Origin of the sequence: Exiguobacterium sp. s163 (genome assembly GCF_018617135.1) — a bacterium.
Taxonomy (GTDB): Bacteria; Bacillota; Bacilli; order Exiguobacteriales; family Exiguobacteriaceae; genus Exiguobacterium; species Exiguobacterium profundum.
Genome location: NZ_JACSJN010000006.1, coordinates 141,496 through 165,532 on the forward strand (window position 1 = coordinate 141,496; position 24,037 = coordinate 165,532).

Annotated in this window: 26 protein-coding genes; 12 read left to right on the forward strand and 14 right to left on the reverse strand. The window is 48.2% G+C overall.

The features are described from left to right. Positions 1-20: 20 nt before the first annotated feature. The 5 genes from liaF (at position 21) to KNO71_RS14720 (ending at position 3,926) form a co-directional block, all read left to right on the forward strand. Complete coding sequence (gene liaF / locus KNO71_RS14700; protein ID WP_015880836.1) at positions 21-710, forward strand: cell wall-active antibiotics response protein LiaF; 690 nt, start codon at positions 21-23, stop codon at positions 708-710. Further along, the gene (locus KNO71_RS14705; RefSeq protein WP_214689181.1) at positions 707-1,729 is read left to right on the forward strand and encodes a sensor histidine kinase; all 1,023 of its coding nucleotides are present in this window, start codon (positions 707-709) and stop codon (positions 1,727-1,729) included. Before liaF ends, KNO71_RS14705 begins: the two co-directional genes overlap by 4 nt. Positions 1,730-1,731: 2 nt before the next feature. Continuing rightward, positions 1,732-2,367, forward strand: coding sequence for a response regulator (locus KNO71_RS14710; protein ID WP_015880838.1), 636 nt, complete (start codon positions 1,732-1,734; stop codon positions 2,365-2,367). Positions 2,368-2,378: 11 nt separating this feature from the next. Next, positions 2,379-2,903 (forward strand): GNAT family N-acetyltransferase, encoded by a 525-nt coding sequence (locus KNO71_RS14715; protein WP_353047666.1) that lies wholly within the window; start codon positions 2,379-2,381, stop codon positions 2,901-2,903. A 93-nt stretch (positions 2,904-2,996) separates the two neighbouring features. Continuing rightward, complete coding sequence (locus KNO71_RS14720) at positions 2,997-3,926, forward strand: NADP-dependent oxidoreductase (protein ID WP_214689186.1); 930 nt, start codon at positions 2,997-2,999, stop codon at positions 3,924-3,926. Between the two features lie 81 nt (positions 3,927-4,007). Here KNO71_RS14720 and KNO71_RS14725 read toward each other — a convergent pair whose 3' ends face one another. From KNO71_RS14725 to KNO71_RS14745, 5 genes are all read right to left on the reverse strand, one after another. After that, positions 4,008-5,906 carry an ABC-F family ATP-binding cassette domain-containing protein gene (locus KNO71_RS14725; protein WP_214689188.1) on the reverse strand — a complete coding sequence of 633 codons (1,899 nt, stop codon included), beginning with the start codon at positions 5,904-5,906 and terminating at the stop codon, positions 4,008-4,010. Then, entirely contained in the window at positions 5,903-6,604 is a 702-nt protein-coding gene (locus KNO71_RS14730) for a lysophospholipid acyltransferase family protein (RefSeq protein WP_078146354.1), read from the reverse strand. Before KNO71_RS14730 ends, KNO71_RS14725 begins: the two co-directional genes overlap by 4 nt. A 78-nt stretch (positions 6,605-6,682) precedes the next feature. Continuing rightward, on the reverse strand, positions 6,683-6,943 hold the full coding sequence (locus tag KNO71_RS14735) for a hypothetical protein (RefSeq protein ID WP_015880843.1): 261 nt from the start codon (positions 6,941-6,943) through the stop codon (positions 6,683-6,685). Between the two features lie 87 nt (positions 6,944-7,030). After that, positions 7,031-7,273 carry a hypothetical protein gene (locus tag KNO71_RS14740; RefSeq protein ID WP_031421071.1) on the reverse strand — a complete coding sequence of 81 codons (243 nt, stop codon included), beginning with the start codon at positions 7,271-7,273 and terminating at the stop codon, positions 7,031-7,033. A 128-nt stretch (positions 7,274-7,401) separates the two neighbouring features. After that, a complete protein-coding gene (locus tag KNO71_RS14745; protein WP_015880844.1) occupies positions 7,402-7,554 on the reverse strand; it encodes a hypothetical protein in 153 nt (50 codons plus the stop codon). A 289-nt stretch (positions 7,555-7,843) separates the two neighbouring features. On the opposite strand from KNO71_RS14745, the gene KNO71_RS14750 reads away from it, so the two are divergent. The 5 genes from KNO71_RS14750 (at position 7,844) to map (ending at position 12,730) form a co-directional block, all read left to right on the forward strand. Continuing rightward, positions 7,844-8,695, forward strand: coding sequence for a CvfB family protein (locus tag KNO71_RS14750; RefSeq protein ID WP_078146355.1), 852 nt, complete (start codon positions 7,844-7,846; stop codon positions 8,693-8,695). 170 nt (positions 8,696-8,865) lie between these two features. After that, a complete protein-coding gene (gene cshA, locus KNO71_RS14755) occupies positions 8,866-10,389 on the forward strand; it encodes a degradosome RNA helicase CshA (protein WP_251028331.1) in 1,524 nt (507 codons plus the stop codon). 100 nt (positions 10,390-10,489) lie between these two features. Further along, complete coding sequence (locus KNO71_RS14760; protein ID WP_015880847.1) at positions 10,490-10,741, forward strand: hypothetical protein; 252 nt, start codon at positions 10,490-10,492, stop codon at positions 10,739-10,741. A gap of 40 nt (positions 10,742-10,781) precedes the next feature. Continuing rightward, on the forward strand, positions 10,782-11,966 hold the full coding sequence (locus KNO71_RS14765) for an EAL-associated domain-containing protein (protein ID WP_214689199.1): 1,185 nt from the start codon (positions 10,782-10,784) through the stop codon (positions 11,964-11,966). 14 nt (positions 11,967-11,980) lie between these two features. After that, positions 11,981-12,730: a type I methionyl aminopeptidase gene (gene map / locus KNO71_RS14770; RefSeq protein ID WP_214689201.1), complete on the forward strand. Its 750-nt coding sequence runs from the start codon at positions 11,981-11,983 to the stop codon at positions 12,728-12,730. A gap of 36 nt (positions 12,731-12,766) precedes the next feature. Here map and menC read toward each other — a convergent pair whose 3' ends face one another. Genes menC through KNO71_RS14800 form a run of 6 tightly spaced genes read right to left on the reverse strand, consistent with a single transcriptional unit; the run spans position 12,767 to position 19,874 of the window. Beyond that, complete coding sequence (gene menC, locus KNO71_RS14775; RefSeq protein WP_214689204.1) at positions 12,767-13,837, reverse strand: o-succinylbenzoate synthase; 1,071 nt, start codon at positions 13,835-13,837, stop codon at positions 12,767-12,769. Continuing rightward, positions 13,834-15,192 (reverse strand): o-succinylbenzoate--CoA ligase, encoded by a 1,359-nt coding sequence (gene menE, locus KNO71_RS14780; protein ID WP_214689206.1) that lies wholly within the window; start codon positions 15,190-15,192, stop codon positions 13,834-13,836. Before menE ends, menC begins: the two co-directional genes overlap by 4 nt. 49 nt (positions 15,193-15,241) lie before the next feature. Further along, positions 15,242-16,066 (reverse strand): 1,4-dihydroxy-2-naphthoyl-CoA synthase, encoded by an 825-nt coding sequence (menB, locus tag KNO71_RS14785; RefSeq protein ID WP_015880852.1) that lies wholly within the window; start codon positions 16,064-16,066, stop codon positions 15,242-15,244. A gap of 1 nt (position 16,067) precedes the next feature. Continuing rightward, a complete protein-coding gene (locus KNO71_RS14790; RefSeq protein WP_214689208.1) occupies positions 16,068-16,847 on the reverse strand; it encodes an alpha/beta fold hydrolase in 780 nt (259 codons plus the stop codon). Beyond that, positions 16,844-18,493 carry a 2-succinyl-5-enolpyruvyl-6-hydroxy-3-cyclohexene-1-carboxylic-acid synthase gene (gene menD / locus KNO71_RS14795; RefSeq protein WP_214689210.1) on the reverse strand — a complete coding sequence of 550 codons (1,650 nt, stop codon included), beginning with the start codon at positions 18,491-18,493 and terminating at the stop codon, positions 16,844-16,846. Before menD ends, KNO71_RS14790 begins: the two co-directional genes overlap by 4 nt. Then, complete coding sequence (locus tag KNO71_RS14800; protein ID WP_214689223.1) at positions 18,486-19,874, reverse strand: isochorismate synthase; 1,389 nt, start codon at positions 19,872-19,874, stop codon at positions 18,486-18,488. The genes menD and KNO71_RS14800 overlap by 8 nt, the downstream gene beginning before the upstream one ends. Positions 19,875-20,042: 168 nt before the next feature. Here KNO71_RS14800 and KNO71_RS14805 point away from each other — a divergent pair, with 168 nt between their 5' ends. Both KNO71_RS14805 and KNO71_RS14810 read left to right on the forward strand, forming a co-directional pair. Then, positions 20,043-20,942, forward strand: coding sequence for a 1,4-dihydroxy-2-naphthoate polyprenyltransferase (locus KNO71_RS14805; RefSeq protein ID WP_214685584.1), 900 nt, complete (start codon positions 20,043-20,045; stop codon positions 20,940-20,942). Positions 20,943-20,979: 37 nt separating this feature from the next. After that, entirely contained in the window at positions 20,980-21,513 is a 534-nt protein-coding gene (locus KNO71_RS14810) for a beta-class carbonic anhydrase (RefSeq protein WP_074037968.1), read from the forward strand. Positions 21,514-21,551: 38 nt separating this feature from the next. Here the strand turns inward: KNO71_RS14810 and KNO71_RS14815 are convergent, their stop codons facing one another. The 3 genes from KNO71_RS14815 to KNO71_RS14825 form a co-directional block, all read right to left on the reverse strand. Next, entirely contained in the window at positions 21,552-22,505 is a 954-nt protein-coding gene (locus KNO71_RS14815) for a YihY/virulence factor BrkB family protein (protein WP_214689225.1), read from the reverse strand. A 64-nt stretch (positions 22,506-22,569) separates the two neighbouring features. Continuing rightward, positions 22,570-23,007, reverse strand: a complete 438-nt coding sequence (locus tag KNO71_RS14820; RefSeq protein ID WP_078146366.1) for an NUDIX domain-containing protein — start codon at positions 23,005-23,007, stop codon at positions 22,570-22,572. Between the two features lie 67 nt (positions 23,008-23,074). Then, entirely contained in the window at positions 23,075-24,001 is a 927-nt protein-coding gene (locus KNO71_RS14825) for a carbohydrate kinase family protein (protein WP_015880860.1), read from the reverse strand. Positions 24,002-24,037: the final 36 nt, after the last annotated feature.

Below are 24,037 nucleotides of genomic sequence, written 5' to 3' on the forward strand. Positions count from 1 at the left end.
AACAGAAAGGGGGAATGGACATGGAACGTTGGAACACACGTCAAATCATTGGATTTATGATTATCTTATTTTCAGTCGGACTCTTCATCGATATTGTGACGGGTGGCAATAGCGTCTTATTCAGCATGATCCTCCCGCTGCTTCTCCTCTATATCGGGCGACGGTTCAGTCGTCGTGGCAAGCAGTCTGCTAGCTATATTTTTTACGCAATTGGGGGAATCCTCTTGATTGGCTTGATCTTCTCATCTGCGGCATTCGGATTCGTGCTCTCCGGACTTCTCCTGTTATTCGGCTATCGACTCTATAAGAATCGACCGGTCGAATCGAAAATCCGGACACCCCTTCGTCAAGAACAAGCCTTCTCATTTGGGATGAAGGAATCGGGGCACTATGTGTTACGTGATACGAATGAGTTCTTTTTACTACGGGATGTCGAGATGGATTTGTCACAAGCCATCATTCCGGAAGGAGAGACGTTCTTACTCCTCAATGGACTCGCAGGAGATATTCGAATCCTCATTCCTGCAGGGTATGACTATTCGATTGACGCGTCGATCGGCTTCGGTAAAGTGCAGGTTGATGACTCGAACTATTCGCCGGTTTTCAATCGTCGCTTCTATACAGCGTCTGATGATTATGTCCAGGCCACGCGAAAAGTCCGGATTCATATCGTGCTCATGAGCGGAAGTGTCGAGGTGATGACGGTATGAAAAAAGATTCTTATCCACGAACGGTCGTCTGGCATCAACTGTTTAGTAGCCTGTTGACGGCTTTCTTGATCACAGTAGCGTTTCTCATAGGTGACTCGACTTCATTGAGCGATTTATTTTTGCGTGAAGAAGGGTTGCCTTTCGGTGTGTCCATCCTGGTGATTGCCGTCTTGATCGGAAGTATCTTTGGCGTCGGTTCGTATTTTTATTTGCGCCGAGACTTTCGAGAAGTCGCCAATGCCCTTTGGAAACTGGAGAATCAAAAAGACATCACTTTCCGCCCGATGTCCCCTTACCGAGATACACTCGAACGAATCGTCCGCATATCGAAACAGCGCCAAGAGATGGTCGAGATGGCGAAGCGAGTCGGTGAGCGTCCGGTCAGTGTGGAAGAGGCGCGGAGTGAGGCCGTCGTAGAAGAAAGACGTCGCGTCGCACGAGAACTTCATGATTCGGTGAGTCAACAGCTCTATGCCATCTCGATGATGACGACAGCGGTCAAACAGACGATGCAGACGAAACCAGATCTCGCGAGTAAACAAATGGAACAAGTCGAGCTCATGGCGCAGACCGCACAGGCAGAGATGCGTTCGTTGCTGTTACAACTACGACCGGTCGAATTAGAAGGCATGACACTCAAGACGGGAATCGAACGCTTGTTAGAAGAACTGTCTCGTAAACAATCGACCGAGCTCGTCTGGCGTTTAGAGGAAGTGAAGCTCTCCCGGCACACTGAAAACGAACTGTTTCGGATTGTTCAGGAAGCGATTAGTAATACGTTACGACACGCCAAAGCGACTCGTTTAGAAATCGAGATGCGAACCGTGCAGCAGACGGTCATTTTAAAGATTAACGATGATGGGATCGGATTTAATGTGGACGATACACAAGTCGCTTCATATGGATTACAATCGATAAGAGAGCGCACGGCAGAAGTCGGTGGAACGTTGCGATTAGTCAGTGTGCCGAATGTCGGGACACAAATTGAAGTACGTGTGAAACAACAAGTGGAGGGGTAATGATGATTCGAGTTGTATTAATTGATGATCATGAAATGGTTCGGGCGGGCGTATCTGCCTTTCTATCGACACAACCGGACATCGAAGTCGTGGGCGAAGCATCGGACGGAGCGACAGGAGCGGAGCTTGCGATTGCGGAGAAGCCGGATGTTGTCCTCATGGACTTGGTGATGGAGCCCGTTGACGGAGTCGAATCGACGAAACGAATTAAAGCAAGTTGGAAAGAAGCGAAAATTTTGGTCGTGACGAGTTTCTTGGATGATGAGAAAGTGTATCCCGTCATCGAAGCCGGTGCGATGAGCTATGTCCTCAAGACAGCAAACGCCAATGAAATCGCAGATGCGATTCGTCAAACCGCTGCCGGTAATCCGGTCATGGCCGCCCAGGTAACAGGAAAGATGCTCGAACGCCTGCGTCATCCGGAAATGACCCTTCATGAGAGTCTTACTGCTCGGGAACGAGAAATTTTGCAACTGATGGCGGAAGGCAAGTCGAATCAAGTGATTGCGGACGAATTGTTCATCTCACTCAAAACAGTGAAGACACACGTGTCGAACATCTTGACGAAGCTTGACGTCTATGACCGGACCCAGGCAGTCGTCTATGCGTTCCAACATAACTTGGTCAGTAAAGGATGAACCGTCTCCCTGTGATTGAAACGGAGCGCCTCCGACTGCGACCTCTCCAAATGGAGGACGGTCCGCACGTATTCGCCATCTTTTCAGATGAACACGTGCTACGCCACTACGGAATGGAGCCACATCTTACGTTAGAAGAAACGGAACAGATGCTGACGCATATGCTCGCACAAATCGAAACAGGTGCGATCATCCGTTTTGCAATCGAGCATCGCGAATCAAAAGCGTTAATCGGGACAATCGGTTTTCACAATCGAGCTCCTTCGCACCGCCGTGCCGAGATCGGTTATGAACTTAGACCGGAATATCGGAGTGCAGGCTATGCGACAGAAGCACTTCACGCGGCACTTCAGTTTGCTGTGACGTGTGAAATTGAACGGGTTGGTGCCATTGTCTATGTCGAGAATCTCGCATCGCAACGCATGTTAGAGAAGAATGGATTCGTTCAAGAAGGTAGACTACATAACTATATGCGTCAGCGGGGACAATCTCATGACGTGTATGTCTATAGCTATATGACCCATCAGCCAGTCTGAGCACACCGACCACAAGCGGTGTGCTTTTTTCGTTTGTAAGAGAAATAAAATGGGAACCAACTAGAAGTGAGTCAATCAAAGGAGGATGATGAGATGAAAGCAGCATATATCGAACAATATGGCGGATCAGACGAATTCAAAGTAGGTGAACTTGAACAACCGACGATCGGTGCAGATGACGTATTGATTGAGGTTCATGCCGCAAGTGTCAACCCGGTGGATTGGAAGCTCCGTGAAGGATACTTGAAAGAAATGCTTCATTTCGAGATGCCACTCGTCATTGGGTGGGATGTATCGGGTGTCATCAAAGAAGTTGGGGCGAATGTGACCGAGCTCGAGGTGGGGGATGAAGTATTCAGTCGTCCGGATATTGCACGACAAGGCACATATGCCGAATACGTCACGGTCGATGCGCATCTCGTCGTCAAAAAACCAACTTCACTGAATTTCGAGGAGGCCGCATCACTTCCGCTCGTCGCCCATACGGCATGGCAAGTCATGTTCGAAGTGATGGATGCCAAACCGGGTGATCGCATCTTCATCGGAGCTGGATCAGGTGGTGTCGGGACAGTAGCCATCCAGCTCGCGAAAGCACACGGTTTGTATGTCGTCACGTCGACGAGTACGCAGAACGTGGACTGGGTCAAAAACCTGGGAGCGGACGAGGTCATCGACTATAAACAACAAGACCCGGCAGAGGCCGTCCGCGATCTTGATTTCGTATTTGATACGATGGGGGGCGACGGGCAGGGTAAACTGTATCGAATGCTTAAAGAGAATGGGATGCTCGTCTCCATCTCCACACCCCCGAATGAAGAGGAAGCCAAACAGGCGAAGGCCCGTGCCGAGTACGTCTTTATGCAACCGACAGGGGAGCGTTTGAAAAAAATTGCGGAAGCTGTTGAAAAAGGCGAACTGAAACCTGTGATTGACCGGGTCTTTGATTTAGAAGACATGAAACTTGCTCATGACTATGGAGAAGAAGGGCATGCCAAAGGCAAAATCGTCATTCGAGTGAAATGATAAAAAAGAGGTGGATTTCCGGAACACGCTCTGGAAATCCACCTCTTTTTATTAAATTTGATAAGCTACCTTATTTGGAGGTCAGCCTTTTTTCTGTGCTTGTATTTGTTCATCGATTTCGGATAGGTAGGTCCAACGTTCCATCTTCGCATCGAGTGTTTCTTTCAGTTCTGCGATTGTTGCGTACAACTCATTGACTTTACCAAGGTCGCTACCCGCTGATGCAAGTGTCGCTTCTTGCGCTTCAATCTGCTCTTCAAGTGCGGCGATGTCTTCTTCGATCGTGTCCCATTCCTTCTGTTCTTTGAAGGTGAATTTCACGACCTCCGACTTCACGCGTTCCTTTTTCTCTTTAGGTTCTTTCTCTTTCTTCACTTGACGAACCTCTTCTTGTCGCATGGCCAGGTAGTCACTATATTCTGCGTGATACACCTGGATGATCCCATCTTCGAAGGCAATCAACTGTCCGGCGATCCGGTCTAAGAAATAGCGGTCGTGACTGACGGCGATGACTGTACCTGGGAATGATTCTAAGTAGTCTTCTAAAACAGACAACGTCTCTGTGTCCAAATCGTTCGTCGGTTCATCGAGGAACAAGACGTTCGGTTCATCCATGAGAATCCGCAGGAGGACAAGGCGTCGTTTTTCGCCACCAGATAGCTTCGCAATTGGTTTGTATTGCGCGTCCGGTGAGAAAAGGAAACGTTCGAGCATCTGCCCCGCCGTGATGACCTCGCCGTCCGGTGTATGAATGACTTTGGCGATGCGTTCGATCTCATCGATGACCCGTCGTGACTCGTCTTCAAATTCGACTTGTTGTCCGTAATAGCCTAAATAAACAGTTTCTCCGTGCACGATCGTACCGTTTGTCGGTTCTAGGCGCTTGGCGAGCAAGTTCATGAGTGTTGATTTCCCACTCCCGTTCGGTCCGACGATTCCGTAGCGTTCACGGCGACCGAAAATCCAATTAAACTGCCGAATGAGAAGGGAGTCGTCGTATCCGAAAGACAAATCTTCGACTTCGATGACCTTTTTGCCGAGACGTCGTGATCCGACCGAAACGTCGAGCGTCTCGTCTTCTGCTAAGCTCTCTTGATGTTTCAAGTCTTCGACGCGTTGAATGCGTGCCTTTTGTTTCGTTGTCCGGGCTTTCGCGCCTCGACGTAACCAGGCGAGTTCGCGACGTAATATATTCTGTCGTTTCTGTTCCATCGATTGTGCCCGCGCTTTGCGCTCGGCACGCTTCTCGAGAAAGAGTTCATAGTTCCCGTTATAGAAGTAACTCGTTCCATCCGCAATCTCCAAAATGTGATTCGTGACACGATTCAAGAAATAGCGGTCGTGGGTGATGAGCAGGATGGCTCCTCGGTAATCGGCAAGCATCGTTTCGAGCCATGCGATTGTATCGGCATCCAGTTCGTTCGTCGGCTCATCTAAAAGGAGCAAGTCCGCTTCATCGAGTAACGCTGCGGCGAGCGCGACTCGCTTTTGTTGACCCCCAGACAAGGCGTTCACATCGATTGACACGTCAGGAAGACCGAGCCGGTTCAAAATCGACTTCAGTTTTGCTTCCGTTTCCCAAGCGTCTGCGGCATCGACGGCCTGTTGGGCTTTCATGAAGCGTTCAAGTAATTGCTCACTTGTCGGGTCCGCTTCGAGTGCTTGCCGGGCGCGTTCGAACTGTTTCAACGCTTGAACGGACGGAGTGTCACTTGTGAACAAAGCGTCTAGAATCGTTTGTCCTTCGTTAAATTGAACCGTTTGAGTCAAGTAGCGAATCCGATAATCGTTCGGATGCTGCATCGTGCCTCGATCTGCTGTCTCGGTACCGGCGATGATTTTCATGAACGTCGATTTCCCCGAACCGTTCACGCCGATAATCCCGATACGGTCTCCGGGATGGATTGTCATCGTCACATCATCAAATAAGACTTTGTCGGCAAACTCTTTATGAATGCCTTCAATCATTAATAAACTCATGCGTTCTCTCCTTCAAGCTGTTGACGAATGGCCGCCTCGACCGTCGCTGCGATTTCCTTGTTCGGCAAATCGGCCGGATCAATCGCAGGTAAGAATGTGACATCGACCGTTGCCGGGGTGATTCGATTTTTGGCTTCTAACAATTTATAACTGCCTTGAATCGCGACTGGAACAATCTTCGCACCACTTGATGTGGCAAGCGTCAAACTTCCAGCTTTAAACTCCTTCATCGGTCCACCTTTTGAGCGTGTGCCTTCTGGGAAGACAATCATCGATTGACCGGATTGAATCGTTTCGACTCCGGAACGAATGGCTTGAATCGATTGCCGACGGTCACTCCGGTCGATGAAGATACATCCCATCAATTCCATCCAACGTGGGATAATCGGGAATTTTTGAACCTCGATTTTTGAGATAAACGCTTTCGGTCGTTTCGTGGCGGTCAACATGATCGGGACATCGAAGTTTCCTTGGTGGTTCGACACGTAGACGACGGGTTCATCCGGAATCTGGTCTTGGCCATGGACACGGACGTCTGCACCTGCGATTTTTAGTAGAAACTGTGCCCATTTATAAGCGATATCTTGTACGTAACGGTAACGTTTCGGTGTTTCGATTTTTTTCGCTTTCTGTAAAAACGGGACGGTGATCGGTAATACGGCAAAAAATGAGAAAAACCATACAGCTGTTCGAATCATTCTATTCTCTCCTCTCATGATGACAACAAGAAAGAGTCTTCTTCTCTTGACGAGAATCCGACCCTTCGGCATGAATCCTTATTCCCAAAAGCGAGAATCGCTCTCTTCTTCCTCTTCTTCGAGCTCGAACGTAATGCGTTTATTCACAGGATCGACGACGAAATAGGCGCCGTCTTGCTCGATACTTTTGATTTGCATGGCCTGGTCACTTCCGATTTCGAGAGTGAGACGGATTCGGTTGTCATCATCGACGAGCAAAATGCCGTCCTCTTTTAACCAGAGCTCCATGACAGGTGAATAACGAAGTAGCCATTCATTCGATAACGGGATTTCATTCATACGGTTGTGTGCCTCCTGCGATTATAAATCCATTGTACGATGTCTGTTCCTACATAGGATACCAAATGTGGCGAGGGAAGACGAGCGTTATGTAGAGCGTTTTCGAGTCGTAGAGTGCATTCTGTCCACGACGCGTTTGATTCGTTTCTGGTTCCGTCTTTCTACAAAATACTCGTTTGCCTGCATGAAGAGTTGTTTGAAGGAAGAGAGTCCCATGGCAATCAAGACGGCGAATAGAAATGTCCCGATTGGATCTTTGTACAATTCAGTCTGGAACAAGAAAGCAAGTCCTACGATTGATAAAATGGTCGTGAGAAAATAAAAAATCATAGCGGAGTCTCCTTTTCTTAAAGGGTATGAAAGAAAAAGGCATGGTCTTTTAATCGTATTCGACTTTTTGAAGGAAAATCCTGTTATGTATTCCAAAGAAAAAACGCCTTCAGTTGGCTGAATGGCGTTTACTCTTGGGTCATGTAAGTCGAAGATGACGAAACGTTCGTATCGACACCGTTTGAGAAAATAAAACTGAGTGATGCGAGCAATGCGAAAAAGGCGACAAGTAATCCTTTTGTAAAACGTTTTGCAAAAGAACGAGACTGTATATCAAACATTTATTATCCCCCGATCAATCCTAAATGAAACCTTATCTATACTGGACACTTCCTATATAATAACGTTTTCAAAAAAAGGATACTAGCAGAAAAAAAGGCGTTCACAAAATTGTCACAAAATTTTAATAAATCATGTGAGTTCATTAAACAATCGCCATTTCAACTGTCTCAAAACACGTTCACATTTTCGACACATTTATTCAAAATGTTGAAAGAGAACATGATATGATTAGGAACGTGTGTAGATAGGTATACTGACAGTAATAGCTTAGAAAAGGATGTGGGTGTAATGGCATTGCGCGCAGGAGAAGTAGTAGATTTAGTCGCGGAACGTTCTGCTGATTTTGGAGTATTCATTAGTAACGGCCGCGAAGAGGTGCTCCTTCACCGTAAAGAACAGACAGAAGAAGTGACGATCGGTCAAACAGTTCGCGTCTTCTTATATCATGATTCAGAAGGACGTCTCGCATCAACGATGACGATTCCGACCGTTTCATTTGATGAGTATGAATGGTTTGAGGTAACGGGCGTCCGGTACAACACTGGGGTCTTTGTGAATATCGGAATTCAAAAGGACGTTCTCGTTTCCATGGATGATTTACCGGAGAACCGGTCGTATTGGCCACAAACAGGCGATCAATTGTGTATTCGATTGAAGTATGACCAAAAAGGTCGTTTACTCGGAGACCCTGCCCCATATGCATTTTTGAACTTGTTGGCACGTCCTTCGAAAGAAGAATGGAACAACCAAGATGTCCAGGCCATCGTCGTCAATAAACGTGAAGTGGGCGTCAACGTATGGGTCGAAGGCGAATCACTCGGTTTCTTGCATGAGGCAGAGATGACGCGTTGGCCACGTCTCGGAGAACAGTTGACCGTTCGTGTGACACAAGTCAAACAAGATGGTACGGTCCTCGTTTCGATGAAGCCACGTGCGTACGAGGCGATTGATGGTGATGCGGCGAGCATCCTCTCGTATATTGAAGAACGTGGAGGACAAATGCCATACGGAGATAAGACATCACCTGACATCGTCGACCGTGAATTCGGGATGAGTAAAGCGGCATTTAAACGAGCGCTTGGAAAACTGTTGAAAGAGAAGCAAGTTGAAAAGCTCGACAACGGCTACAAATTAAAATAAGATAACTCATGTTCGGGTGACATGAAAAAGTTTGAAAATGTATTTCTTTCATTTTAGGAAGAAATACGTTATAGTTAATAAAGTTGACTATGAGGAAACATTGAGAAAACGTCTGTAGATCTGTCAAACTGAACTCAGACGTTTTTTGTATGAACAAAGGAGAATATAATTTGACAAAATTTCAAGACTTACAATTAAGTGAAGCATTAGTAAAAGGTGTACACAAAATGGGCTTCGAGGAAGCTACACCGATCCAAGCTGAGACAATTCCTGTCGCACTCACGGGAGTGGACGTATTAGGACAAGCACAAACAGGTACAGGGAAAACAGCAGCTTTCGGTATTCCGACAATTGAGCGAATCGATTCAAAGGCGCGTCAAGTCCAAGCACTCGTTCTTGCACCGACACGTGAACTTGCGATTCAAGTTGCAGAAGAATTAAACAAAATCGGTGAAACGAAGCGCGTATACGCACTTCCAGTATACGGTGGTCAACAAATCGACCGTCAGATCCGTGGTTTGAAAAAGAACCCGCAAATCGTCGTAGCGACACCAGGACGTCTCATGGACCACATGAAGCGTAAGACAATCAAACTCGATGACATTCAAACAGTCATCTTGGATGAAGCGGATGAAATGCTCAACATGGGCTTCGTTGAAGATATCGAAACGATTTTGGCAGGTCTTCCTGAAGAGCGCCAAACGCTTCTCTTCTCGGCAACGATGCCACCACAAATCAAAAAGATTGCTGAGCGCTTCATGAAGTCGCCGACAATCATCAAAGTGAAAGCGAAAGAAATGACGGTTGAGAACATCAACCAACAGTTCATCGAATTGCGCGAAGGTCAAAAATTCGATACGCTTTGCCGATTGATCGACATCGACTCACCAGAACTCAGCATCATCTTCGCTCGTACGAAGAAACGTGTAGATGAAGTGACAGAAGCCCTCATCAAACGCGGATACACTGCAGACGGTCTTCACGGAGACTTGACGCAATCAAAACGTGACCAAGTTATTCGTCGTTTCAAAAACGGAACAATCGATATCTTGGTAGCGACTGACGTTGCGGCACGTGGACTTGATATTTCAGGTGTCACACACGTTTACAACTTCGATGTACCACAAGACCCAGAAAGCTACGTACACCGCATCGGTCGTACAGGTCGTGCTGGTAAAACTGGTACAGCCCTCACGTTCATCACGCCACGTGAATTTGGACAAGTGAAGGCAATTGAACGTGTAACGAACAAACGCATGAACCGTCGTCACGTACCGACAATCGCGGAAGTACTTGAAGGAAACCAAAAGCAAGCAGCTGAAGAATTGATCGAACGCGTTCAAGCGGGCGACTTCAAAGCTTACACGCAACTTGCGACAGAACTTCTTGAAGAGTACGAAGCAGTTGAAATTCTCGCTGCTGCCCTCCGTGGATTGACGAAAGAGCCAGATTCAACACCTGTTGAAATCTCGTACGCTGAACCAGTTCGTGTGAAACGCCAAGGTGGCCGTGGTGGCGATCGCGGTGGATACCGTGGCCGTAACGACCGTCGTGGCGGTGGCCGTGGTGGCGACCGTCGTGGTGGACGCGGTGGCGAACGTCGTGATGGACGTAGCGGAGACCGTAAAGGATCATTCCGTGGTGACGATCGTCGTCGCTCGGATGACCGTGGTCCACGCCGTCCGCGTGACTAATCATCGTGAAATGCCGCATTTCCTTAAGTGGATTTGCGGCATTTTTTATTGTGTCGTGCTACACTAGTTGAGTAGAGATAGAAGGATGAGGTGTCAACGGATGGTGGAATTAAGTTTCGGTCTCCTTGTGTTGCTTGGTTGTGTAATCGCACTCAAACCAATCGTGTCAAAGACAGACCGTCCTAATTTTCGTTATATCCCCGTGGCGACATTGTTATTTGGAGCGATGATTTTTTTAGTGTTAGCCATTGGAGTAGGCGGAAAGATGGGCATTGCATATGGCGTGGTGAGTATCGCCTATTTTATTGCTTGTTTCGGTGCCTATATGTATGTACACACGCGAACGAGCTGATTGTAGCTCGTTTTCGCATTTAACGAAGAGGTGATGAATTGTGGATGCGGTAGAAGTGATGGTCCATCCTGAAGAAGTGATGGTGACGTATGAACCAATCCTTGGGGCGGCGACGTTTCAAGTGGAAGGATATATGGTACATGGACGATTCCGAGGCGAATCATTGACACCGTTTTTTTATGATGATGACGTTCCCCTCGAGTATCAATTAGACATCGCCCAACGAATGGAGCAACTCGCGGCAGCACAACTTCGTGACGCCAAACCATTCGTCACGTTCAGGTGCCGGTCGGAATGGATTCTCGAAGAAGGGGGAGAGGCCTTTTTAGCCCCACTACGTGAACTCAATTTTCCGTTACACCGTATTTATGTGACCTTACAAGGGACAGACTTGGTCGACGTCCCGCGACTGTCACGCGTCATTCAATACTATCGGTCCTATGGATTGAAAATTGCATTAGACTTTGCCGAATCCACGAGTATCGAAGACATCATGACGCTTGCGCCAGAACTATTGCTCGTCGACCTTGGCACGATGATTGAGAAAAAGACGTTGTCGGTCACCTATCCGAACATGCTTCAGACGATGGAGTACATCGCTTCGAAGCTCGGTGCCCCGCTTCTTTACAAATCCATCGACCATGTTGGACAGCTTCGTTACGCGTGGCAGCACGGTGGTCGCTATTACATGGGTGGTCTACTTGGGTCGGAAGATGAGATCCCTCAACGAGAAATCAAAGGAATGGGTGTGTTGGCACAAGAAGTGCCTTCCTTCTTTTTACATGACCAGAAACGACTGAATCGCTTGTACGAGCTTGAATTTGAATTACATCACCGGATTGGAGAACTCGTTCAATCTGGAAAGTGGTCGAGAGACAAGAAAGACGAGTGGATTCAATTCATCGCCCCAAAACTCGAAGAGGTGTTTGTTCGTTATTATATAACGGATAAGACAGGTTTCCAGACGAGTGCGAACGTCTACTGCGTGAATGGAGAATGGCGTGTCGATAATACGTATCGGGGCTATAACTGGAGTTTCCGACCGTATTTCATTCAGACGATGGCGGCGATGGATGTTCGAGGGCGAGGCTATTTATCGGGAGACTATCGTGATTTCAGTTCGAATGAAGTGACGCGAACCTTTAGCTATCCGTTACCGGACGGCATGTTCTTATTCGCAGATATATCTGAAGAATACTTATATCAGAATCGATTATTAGATTGAAAGGGAGAATGATGATGTTAGATTATGATTACGATGCACTGCGCGAAATCGGGCGAATCGTCGCACTTGCGCGAGATGAGATGGCGAAAGCCGTTAAGCCCGGTATGACAACAAAAGAATTAGATGCGATCGGGCAACGTATTTTAGAAGAAGAAGGTGCAGCTTCTGCACCGATTACGATGTACGAATTTCCAGGTTACACATGTATCTCGCTCAATGACGTTGCTGCCCATGGTATTCCGGGAGATGAAGTCATTCAAGAAGGCGATATCGTCAATGTCGACGTCTCCGCTGTGAAGGATGGGTATTATGCCGATACGGGACGCACTGTGATTGTGGGGGCGGCGAAGTCACCTCAGCACGAACGTTTGGTCGAAGTATCCTTGACTTCATTAGAAGCTGGTCTCAGCAAGGTCAAGGCGGGTGTGAAAGTCAATCAGATCGGGAAAGCAATTTACGCTGACGCGAGAAAGAATGGATTCACGGTCATCCGGAACTTGGCCGGACACGGACTCGGTCGGACATTGCACGGGGAGCCAGAGACGATCTCGAACTATTATAGTCGCGAAGAAAATCAGTTATTAAAAGCCGGGCAAGTGATTGCTGTTGAGACGTTCATCTCGACAAAGGATGAAATCGTCTATCAATCGGAAGAGGATGGTTGGACGCTCTTCACTCCGAACAAGAGTTTTGTTTCGCAGTTCGAGCATACAGTTGTTGTCACAGAAGATGGATATGAAGTGTTAACGGGATCGTTCCGTTAACGTAAAAAGGTGTGGTTCTCGTGAACCACACCTTTTTCATGTTTGCAATGTAATCACTTCTTCGCGTAACCGTTCAATCACATTCCAATCTGGTTGTACGGAATCCGGAAGAGTCAACTTTCCATTCTCCACTTCAAGCGGGGTATCGAGTAAATCTTGCTCGAAATAAGCGCTCGTGCCTGACATGTCCGCGGGGAAGCTCGCGCCGCTTAACGAAGCAAACAAGAGTGTATGATATCTTCCGATACCGGATTCATACATGCCACCGACCCAGTATGGCGTTCCGTGTTTTCGAATGTGGAGCGCCTCGCTAAGCCCACCGACACGTGCGGGTTTAATGTTGACGATTTTTCCGGCACCAAGCTGTGCCATCGCATCCACGTCGTCATAAGACGTGATGGATTCGTCGAGACAAATGGGGGTCGTGAGTTTTGCTTGGAGAGCCGCTGATTTTGTGAATTGTCGGCTTGGGTACGGTTGTTCGATCATCAATAACCGATGGGCATCGAGTTGTTCGAACCATTCCATTGGTTGATCGGACGCACTTCCGTTTAAATCAATCATGAGAGGCGCGTCAGGGAAGACCGCGCGAATCTCACGTAGGGCAGGAACCAGTTCATTAGGAGATGCCTTTAATTTGATGCGTTCGAATCCGTCAGCTAATGCCGTCTCGATGGATTTCATCGTTTGATTCAGTAACCCAATCCCGATTGTTCGTCCGCAGGAAACGGAATCTCCGGCGCTCATGAATGACTTGAGTGATTTGTTCGCGCGCGTTGCTTCAATCTCCCAGAGTGCACTTTCCCACATCGCCTTTGCCATGTGCTGACCGATGATGGACGAGACCAAGTTCGGAAACACGTCCGTTGTGACCGTCATCCCTTTCAGTAAATTGAGAATTAGTTTAGACGTATCGATCATGGATTGGGTCGTTTCTTCCGTATACCAAGGTGTTTCGAAAGCGGCACCTTCTCCGTATCCGATGACACCGTCTACGGTCTCTAGACGGAGGATAAGCGTTCTTCGGACAGATAAGACGGCGTGTGCCGTCACAATCGGGTGTTTAAACGTCAACGGGACGATGGAAAGCTCAGCACGTTTGATCATGACAGTAGCTCCTTTAAGCGATGGCGCATTAATTTTCCGTTCGCGTTTCGTGGTAAATTCGGTGCGTAGTGGATGGCGATCGGGTGCTTATATTTAGCCAACTGTGAATCGAGAACTTCCTGCATCTCGGCTGGGTCATAGGAGCCGACGACGAAGGCGATTGGGACTTCTCCCCAAGTCGGATGTGATTGTTTCGTGACGCCGACGTCTTGGACGCCGGTACAGCGTAACATGGCGGCTTCGATTTCAGCAGGATAAACATTTTCACCACCAGACAGAATAAGGTCGGTTCGGCGATCGTGTACATATAAATAGCCATCCCTCATCGTGCCGAGGTCACCCGTTCGCCAATAACCATCGGGTGTCCAAGCGTCTGATTCAGGTTGTTCGAAGTATCCTTTCGTCACAGTTGGTCCCTTTACTTCAATCTCTCCGTCTGAATTAATTCGAATTCTTGTGGGGGCGATTGCCTGCCCACTCGAACCGATATGTGAGAGCGCTTCGCTCGGAAGTAACGTCGCGACTTGAGAGCACGTCTCGGTCATCCCGTATGTCTGAGCAATGGGTAACTGCCGTCGTTCTGCTTCTTCTAGTAATGAGCGCGGGACGGGCCCGCCTCCGACGAGTAACGTGCGAAGATGATGCTTCTTCAGACCGGCATAGAGCAATCGTTGCAGCATAATTGAGACGAGTGACAGTTGGGTGATGCCTTCTGTTTCGATGACGTGAAGGGTTCGATCGACATCAAATCGCGGCTCGACATAGAGAGTCGAACCGATGATGGCACTCCGATACACTTGGGAGAGTCCGCTCATATGAAAGAGCGGGGTCACCGCGAGCATCCGGTCTGATGGACGATAGTCCAAATGCGCTTCAGCGGCTCGGGCGCTAGCGAGGTGATTCCCGTACGTCTGTTGCACTGCTTTGGCTCGACCCGTCGTTCCGGACGTAAACATGAGCGACATGGTTTCATCTTCTTTCCACTCATGGGTCACGGTGAAACATGAAGTGGTCCGGCGTGTGATCAGGAGTTGGGTGATAGACAAATCGATTTCTACGTCAACGAGAAGGAGGTCCACTTTTGCTGTTTGTAGCTGAGTACGCACTTCCTCTTCGGTCAGCCGTGTGTTCAACGGCACAAGCACTTTTCCGAGCAGATGTACTGCATGAACGGCAATGACATAGTCTTTGCTGTTTTTAGCGAATATGCCAATTCGTTTGGCGGTGGGTGTCTGTTCATGGATGAACTGGGCAAGTTGAAGGCTTTCCGTGCGTAGCATTGCCCATGTCAATCGATCGTCAGCTGTCACAAGGGCGAGATGTGACGCTGGGTGTTTCCGAATCCATTCATACATAGCTGTCACCTCCAAAAAAAGAGTAGCGAAATCGCTACTCTCTCAACAATTAAGGGAAACGTGGGAATTGACCGAAGTCAGGGTCACGTTTTTCTTTGAACGCATCGCGTCCTTCTTTTGCTTCATCTGTCGTGTAGTAGAGAAGCGTTGCGTCTCCAGCGAGTTGCTGAAGTCCGGCAAGACCATCTGTATCTGCGTTCATTGCTGCTTTCAAGAAGCGAAGCGCTGTAGGTGAGTGTTGTAAGATTTCTTGGCACCACTTGATCGTTTCTGCTTCGAGTTGATCGAGTGGGACGACCGTGTTGACGAGTCCCATGTCGAGTGCTTCTTGTGCATCGTATTGACGGCAAAGGTACCAGATTTCACGAGCTTTTTTATGGCCGATGATGCGTGCCAAGTATCCAGAACCGTATCCTGCATCGAACGAACCGACTTTAGGACCTGTTTGTCCGAAGCGAGCGTTGTCCGCTGCAATCGTCAAGTCACAGACGACGTGAAGGACGTGTCCTCCGCCGATTGCGAAACCTGCGACCATGGCGATGACCGGTTTTGGAATGACGCGAATCAAGCGCTGAAGGTCGAGGACGTTCAAGCGTGGGATTTCATCTTCCCCGACATAGCCACCATGTCCGCGAACTTTTTGGTCTCCACCTGAACAGAATGCCTTTTCGCCTTCACCTGTCAAGATGATGACGCCGACTTCTTTATCGTCGCGCGCGCGAGCGAATGCATCAATCAATTCATTGACCGTCAACGGACGGAATGCATTGCGCACTTCGGGACGGTTGATGGTGATTTTGGCAATCCCGTTCCACGTTTCATATTTAATGTCTTCATACGTCCGGACCGATGTCCAGTTCGCTACTGATTCCATTTTAAATACCCCCTAAAATCAATTTCTTTATTATTGTACCAAACTCTGATGCATTCTCAATATGAGGAGCATGCCCTGCGTTTGAAATTTCATAGATTTTAATATCTGGTCGCTCTTCCTGCATGTATCTTGCGATGGCTTTGAACTTGAGATCGTCTGACCCGACAATCAAGTCGGTACGGGGGAGACACTGCAATGTGCCCCATAACGATGGCATATGTCCCGTACCGATTGACCGCAAACTGTTTGCGAGGGCATTCGGTTGTTGGGCGAGCCGACCTGTTCGGAGTGAACGTTTCATGTCTTCCGTCTGTCGCCAAAGCGGAAGGTTCTCCCAGCGATTCACGAATGCAGCGATACCCTTGGTTTCAATCAAGTGAGCCAATTCTGCATCTTGGCGGCGGCGTGCGGCTCGTTCCTTAGAAGTGAGCAGACCGGGGGTCGTGCTGATCCCGATGACATGTTCGACACGCTCGTCGCATGCGGCGAGTGTCAATGCGATTCTCCCACCGAGTGAATAGCCGACGACTGTCCAAGGTCGGTCGTCCGTATCCAGTAAGCGGGACAAATCCTTAACTTGCTGACTCATTGTCGAACGATTGACTGAAGGGTGCTCCGTTGCGCCATGTTGGAGGAGCGACGGTGACACAAGACGAATCGGTAATGTAGGGAGCGAATCGACCCAATGGGCGTTTCCAGTGAATCCGTGTAAAAATAATACCGGTTTTCCCTCACCGCGATGAATCACTTCATAACGTACGCCACGTAAATCGATGTTCATGATTCGTTCTCCGTGATGAGGCGAGCGCAGACAGATTGTGTCCAACCTCGATGGATCGTCACATTCTCCTCACGATTCGATGGGAACTCGATTAAATGAACGCCATCTTCAATCGCTTCTTGAATTTCATCCGGTCGTTCAATTAGACGATACGATAAGCCATATGTGTCAGCAAATCCACGGATATTTAAATCAAGCGGTGTGCCGAATAAATCTTCGAACAACTGTGTGTCGACAGAAGCCTGCGGGAGGAAGGAAAATATCCCTCCACCGTTATTGTTAGCAATCACGACGGAAAATTTTCCGGGATGATGCTTTAACAGTTGCAAGGCGTTGCTATCATGATAGAACGCTAAATCACCGATCAATAGAGCGCCGTGAGCCGTATCATAACTGCTTCCGAGTGCAGTGGATAACACACCATCAATTCCGTTTGCGCCTCGATTGGCGAGAACGTGTATATTCGTGCCGGCAGACAGTGATGTATCTATATCTCGAATCGGCATACTATTACTGACGAATAGACGCTCAATCGATGTATCGAGCAATCGTTTCGTCAATTCCGCTTCACCTTGAAGTGACGATTTTGCAGACTCGGCAACCTCTTCAAAAAAGCGTAAACGTTCAAGGTACCGAGGTTCGTTTGCGGATGCGATGAGCGGTAGAAAATCGAGTGCGTCGCCGTAACAGATGGTGGCTCGGCTACTTGGGTCGCGATAAGATCCCGGTTCATCGATGACGAGTTGATTCGCCATGGCCATCCATTGATTGAAGCGTTTCGAAACAGGTGCAGCCCCGAAACGGACGAACACCTCAGGCAGCCAATCAGTCCGATGCTCACTCGCGAGCCACGTGTCATAGTTGGTCAAGACACCGTCGAAACGTCGCATGCCACTAAGAGGATCGGCAAAAATCGGGATCTGTCGTTCGGAAGCGAATTCAACAATGGATTTCTGCCAAGATGTCGGGGTGTAAGGTCCGACGACGAAGGCGAGTTGTTTGTGACTCGTCCGTTCTGAGAAAATGTCTTTGTCCGCCTGTGTCGGCCGGATACGCTGTCGTTCTGGCGAGACAGGGTCAGCCTTCAATATCTGTTTCAATGACTCGATATCCGGAAGCAGAGGTTCTCGGAACGGCACATTCAAATGAACGGGTCCCATCGGTGCTTGCATTGACAGATTCGTGAAGCGGGTAATCGTTTGTTTCATAAACGATAACGTTGTCTCCTCTGGAACAGGCAAATCAATGCTCGTCTTCACTTGTTCACCGTAGAGACGGACTTGATTGATTGCTTGTGGAGCCCCGACATTGCGCAGTTCATGAGGACGGTCGGTTGTCAGTACGACGAGTGGCAACTGCGATATGAACGCTTCTGTCACAGCCGAATAGTAGTTTGTTGCCGCCGTTCCACTTGTGCAAATCAATGCGACCGGGCGAATTGTTTCTGACGCACGGGTCAGTCCAAGAGCAAAAAATCCGGCAGATCGTTCATCGACGATGATGTGATGACGAATCTGAGGATGAAGATATGCCGCTACAGCGAGCGGAGTCGAGCGGGACCCTGGGCTGATGACCACGTCTTTTACACCGGACGTAACAAGCCGATTTACCATGGATGCGACCCATTCGGTCAAAACCTTATTCATCTAGGGTGCCTCCTTGATCGTGTAAATCAAACTGCAAAGCTTGTTTGATTGGACTCATCTTCATTTCTGTTTCTTCGAGCTCTTGCTCAAGTGCAGAGTCTTTTACAATCCCACATCCAGCATACAATGCGACGAATTGGTGTTGAACGAGTGCGGAGCGAATCGCCACGACAAATTCGCCGTCGCCTTCATTGTCTACCCAACCAAACGGAGAACCGTACCATCCACGATCGAATCGCTCAATTTCACGAAGCAACCGGACCGATGTCCGCTTCGGTGAGCCGCCGAGTGCTGGCGTTGGATGTAGCGATTCCGCAAGTGACAGCAAGGAAGCATTTGTTTCGAGTGTCGCTTGAATTGGGGTGTGTAGATGGAACACCGAGCGATTTGCCAAAATTTGCGGAGTATCTCGTGTTTGAATCGGTGCAGTATAGGGTGTCAACGCCTGCTTGATGTCTTTCACGACAATTTGATGCTCCTCACGATTTTTTGAATCGTTTAGGAGTTTCTCTTTCGCAATTTCTGCCTCGATCTCGGTTTTCGGACGCTTGATTGTCCCGGCGATGGCAGCCGTGTTCAGTTGCATGCCTTCTTTTTGAATCAATCGTTCAGGAGTCGCCCCAAAGAAACCAGTGTCACGCTTTGGTTGATACAAATAGATGTAACTAGATTCTTGATGATCTGCTAAATGCTTCAAACTTTTTGAGAAGGGGAACGCATCATCGGAACGCTGATAAATTTCTTCGCGGGCAATCACGATTTTTTCAACTCGTTCTTCTTCAATCAACTGTTTAGCCTGTTGGAAACTGGACTTGAAGTGATCGACCCCATCTTTCACTTTTGTATAAGACGGCGTCGCTTCTTCCGTCGGACGAAGTGAACTGAACTGGGCCAACTGATCTGCCAATTGAATCAAATACTGTTCGACCGACTGCTTCGAAGAGACGAGAGTGGCCACTGTCAACGTGTGTCGGTCTTTATAGCGACGGTATAAAAATTTTGGGACGACGAGTGATGCTTCCCCAAAGGCATCCCACATACTTTTTTGTGGTCGCATAAACGTGTCGAATGAAAAACCGGCGAACGCGTGGATTGTCGCATCGACATCTCGTCGGTGAAGACTCCAATCGTATTGAAGTCGCTGAAATCGTTCGGGTCCAGAAGCGCTCAAGACGAGTGCATCCCCGCAACCTAGCATTTCGAGCGTCCGGTCTGGTGTCATGAAATAATAATGGGACGTATCGGTGTTCTGGATGATTTGAAAAGCATCGAACGCCGAGATTTCCCATGTGTATGATGCGAGGACAGGCCGTTGCCAAGCTCGCGCCCGTTTATGGGCCTGCTCAATTCGCTGTTTTATATGTGTTTGAGTATCTGGCATAAAAGAAAAGCCTCCTCAATCCGATAGAATTCTCAATCTTTAGTGTATCATGAGTTCGCAATACACCTGCCTATGAAATGCTCGGGAAATGATCAAGAATCTAGGATAATGGGCTGGCGTTGACAGATTTTTTCATCGAGACGTAAACTAACGAAGGGAGGGAACGAAATGAAACAGAAATCGAAAGGGGCATATTGGCGAATGATTCGCCCGCATACCCTGACCGCAAGCTTTATTCCGGTCTTGCTCGGGACGTTCATCGTCCTCGATCAAACCGAACTCAAGTGGGGACTTTTCCTTGCCATGTTAGTGGCATCTGTCCTTATTCAAATCGCGACGAACTTATTTAACGAGTATTATGACTACAAGCGTGGTCTTGATCATGAGGGGTCTATCGGGATTGGGGGCTCCATCGTCCGTGACGGATTTACACCGCAGCAAGTATTAGCGGTGGCGCTCGGCATGTATACGATTGCGGCACTACTCGGGCTCTACATTGCGGCATCCACAAGCTGGCATTTGCTTTGGATCGGCGCCTTGTCTATGCTTGTCGGCTACTTATATACTGGAGGGCCGCTACCGATTGCCTATACGCCGTTTGGTGAAATTGTCGCGGGGCTATTCATGGGATATGTCATCATCGGGATTGCCGGCTTTATCCAAATCAATACGGTGACGACGGAGTTGCTACTCGTGTCGTTCCCGATGGCCTTGTTGATCGGAGCAATCTTGCTTGCGAATAACATCCGCGATTTAGATAACGATAAAGAGAATGGTCGAAAAACGATCGCATGTCTAGTCGGTCATCGACGTGCGGTGTATGTATTGGCCGCATTCTTTATCGCGGCATTAATCGGCATCATCTTAGCGGTCGTAATATATGGCGTCACTCCGTGGGTCTTGCTGTCGCTCTTTACGGTGCCGGTCATGGTCCGGGCGATTCAACGGTTTTGGCAAAAGGCAGAGCCGGCCGCATTGATGCCTGCGATGGCGATGACAGCGAAAGTGAACACGCTGTTCGGAGCATGGATGGTCATCGGACTCATCGTTTCAAGATTTGTGTTGTAAAAAAAGAGGAGGCGTTAACGTGTCAGTCGTAAAAGAAATGCTTGAATTCAATAAACGTTTCGTAGAGGAAAAACAGTACGAACCGTTCGTATCTGATAAATTCCCAGATAAGAAAATCGTCATTTTGACGTGTATGGATACACGTTTGACGGAACTTTTACCTCAAGCGCTAGGACTTAAGAACGGAGACGCTAAAATCATTAAAAATGCGGGTGCAGTCTTGTCACACCCGTTCGGTTCGGCCATGCGCTCCATTTTGGTCGCTCTTTATGCGCTAGGAGCAGAAGAAGTCGTCGTCGTCGGACATTACGATTGTGGAATGGCAGCGATTGAACCGACTGTCGTCATCGAAGAGATGGAGCGTCGTGGAATCGACCCGCAAACGTTGAAGACGCTAAAGTCTTCAGGAATGGATTTGGAGCAGTGGCTCCATGGATTTGATTCAGTTGAAGAGAACGTTGTTCATTCTGTCAACCTCATTAACAATCATCCACTGTTGCCACCAGGAACGAATGTACACGGGTTCGTGATCGACCCGGCGACGGGACGTCTTGATCCGATCGAAGCATAAGAAAGGAGCGCGTTCAGTTTGAACGTGCTCCTTTTGGGTTATCCGTACGTATTCGTCGGGATGTCATCATAGTTATCTTCTTCTTGCTTTTGTTTCGCTTTCTTTTTGTTCTTTTTGAAGTCGCGTTCGTATTCCTGTTCGCTCGGTGTCTTGAAGAAACGCATCCATGTCGCGTTGATCTCAGATCCGATTAAAATGATCATCCCGGTTAATTGTAACCAGAGCAACGTGACGATGATTCCTCCGAGTGACCCGTAAGTCGAGTCATAACTTCCGAAGTTTGAAACGTATAGGTTGAAACCGAATGAGACGATTTGCCAACCGATGACACCGAAGATGGCACCAGGGATGGTACTTTTCCAAAAGACGTGCTGTTGTGGAGATACTTTATAAAAAATCGAAAGCGTCAAAATGAGGACAACCGTCGTAAGGACATATCGGAACACGTTGATCATCATTTCTTCGGCTCCGGTAATGTTGACGGGTAAATACTCAGTGACGAATGAAATGATTTGAGACCCGAACACGTTCGAGAGAATCAGCAGTAGCATCCCGATTCCAAGCAGAATCGTCAATCCGAGTGCCAACCCTTTTTTGACGAAAAAGTTACGTTCATTGTCTTCACCATAAGCATGAAGTGACGTCGTGATCAGACGGTCTACCCCTTTTGAGGCGGACCAAATGGCCAAAATCGCACCGAGCGATAAGAGACCGCCTTGTGGTTCGCCAATCGCCTCGAAAATTCCCGTTAGAAACCCGGAAGCGGCGGACCCGGGTGCCAAATCGTTCAATTGATTTTGAAACGAATCTTGTGAGACATCAAAAAAGGACAAGAGCGCCAAAATAAAGATGATTCCAGGAAAAATGGATAAAAACCAAAAGAATGCGAGGGTAGCCCCGTAGTCTTGTACATCATGCTCTTGAAATCTTCGAAATAACTCTTTCCCAAATGAAAGCCAATTCTTTTTTTCCTTCACTTCTGTCATTGCCATTATAAAACCCTCCTAACTCGATCGTTAAAAAACGTTTCCCGATTTCGGCAGGGTGTACACCTGATTACTCCTCGGATAAGGTCAAATCGTAAAAACGTTCCTCATGTAAGGCGAGTTTTTCAGCAAGTGAAGGTGGACGAACGGGGAGATGAGGGAGTGCAGACCGTTTGATCCACATCGGTGTATACGATCCGTTAGTCTGTTCCTCTTGAAACTCTTCACCTGTTCCGGTCCCGAATTCGCCACCTGTCATCTTCGCCCAATAATAAGGATTTAACTCGTTATTGAATGCGACGTAGGCAGCGACACCTTCTAGTTCCACGTGAACACCGAGTTCTTCAAATGCTTCACGTACGGCCGTCTCTTCTGTTGTGTGCCCATATTCGACTCCGCCACCTGGGAAAACGTAATAGAGGACGTTTTCTTTTTCGCGACGGATCAAAGCCACTTCATCTCGATCATTCATTAAAATGATCGCGCTTCTTAATTTCGTTCGAACCAATGAGATCGTTCCTTTCGTTCCTGTGATTTTGCACAAAACGCATCGACGATTCGCCGATGCGTTCTTTTCATTCTTGCGTAGGTTGTTCTAATGATGCGTACATCTCTTGCGTCAATCCGTTCTCATGAGAGGCGATGACTTTTCCTGCGACGCGCATGCCCAATCGAAGCGCCTCTTCAATCGAGTGTTGTTTCATGAGCTCCGAGATGACAGCGGAGAAGAATGAATCACCCGCCCCTGTGGAGTCGGCGACTTTCACTTTTGTCGTCGGGACGTGACCTTGTTCGTTCGTACGAAGGTCGACATATACAGCGCCAAGCTCACTCATCGTGACGATTGTGAGGGGAGCACCTTTCATGGCGAGTACTTCCGCGACGCGAAGGGCATCGTCCACTGTAACGATTGACATGTCGGACAAAATTTCCGCTTCCTCGCGACTGCAGATGAATCCTGTGAATCCTTGAAGCAAATGACGGTTTCGTTCGATGACGGATAGATGGCCACAGACACCATAAAGCGGTAAATCCATTTCACGGCATAGTTCAATCGTCTCGTTCAAGACGTTGACCGATAAGTCTAAATCGATGGCGACCGCGTCGCTCTCTTCGAAGACCGTATCGATTTGACGTAAAATCGCTTCTTCCATACGGGCTTCGTCTGGTTGTTTCGAAATAGATGTTTGAAGATCACCGTTGTTGTCCATTACAGCGAGCCACATTCCCATACCATTATCGTCAAGCATGTCGACCCCATCGACGTTTACATTCAAGCAACGTAACTCTTCGAGGACACCGACACCGATTTGGTCGTTCGTGACGGTCGAGACGAAGCGGACATCGTTGCCGAGCACACCTAAGTTTTGAGCAACGTTTCGACCTGTTCCGCCATTGGAAAAAGTGATGTCGCCGACATTCTTCGCATCTTTGTGGAGCGGTGCGAAGGAAGTCCCTTTAATATCGACAAACACCTTGCCGATGACTGCAATCGTATTCATATCTTGTACCACCTTTAGTCAATCTTTCGATCTGTT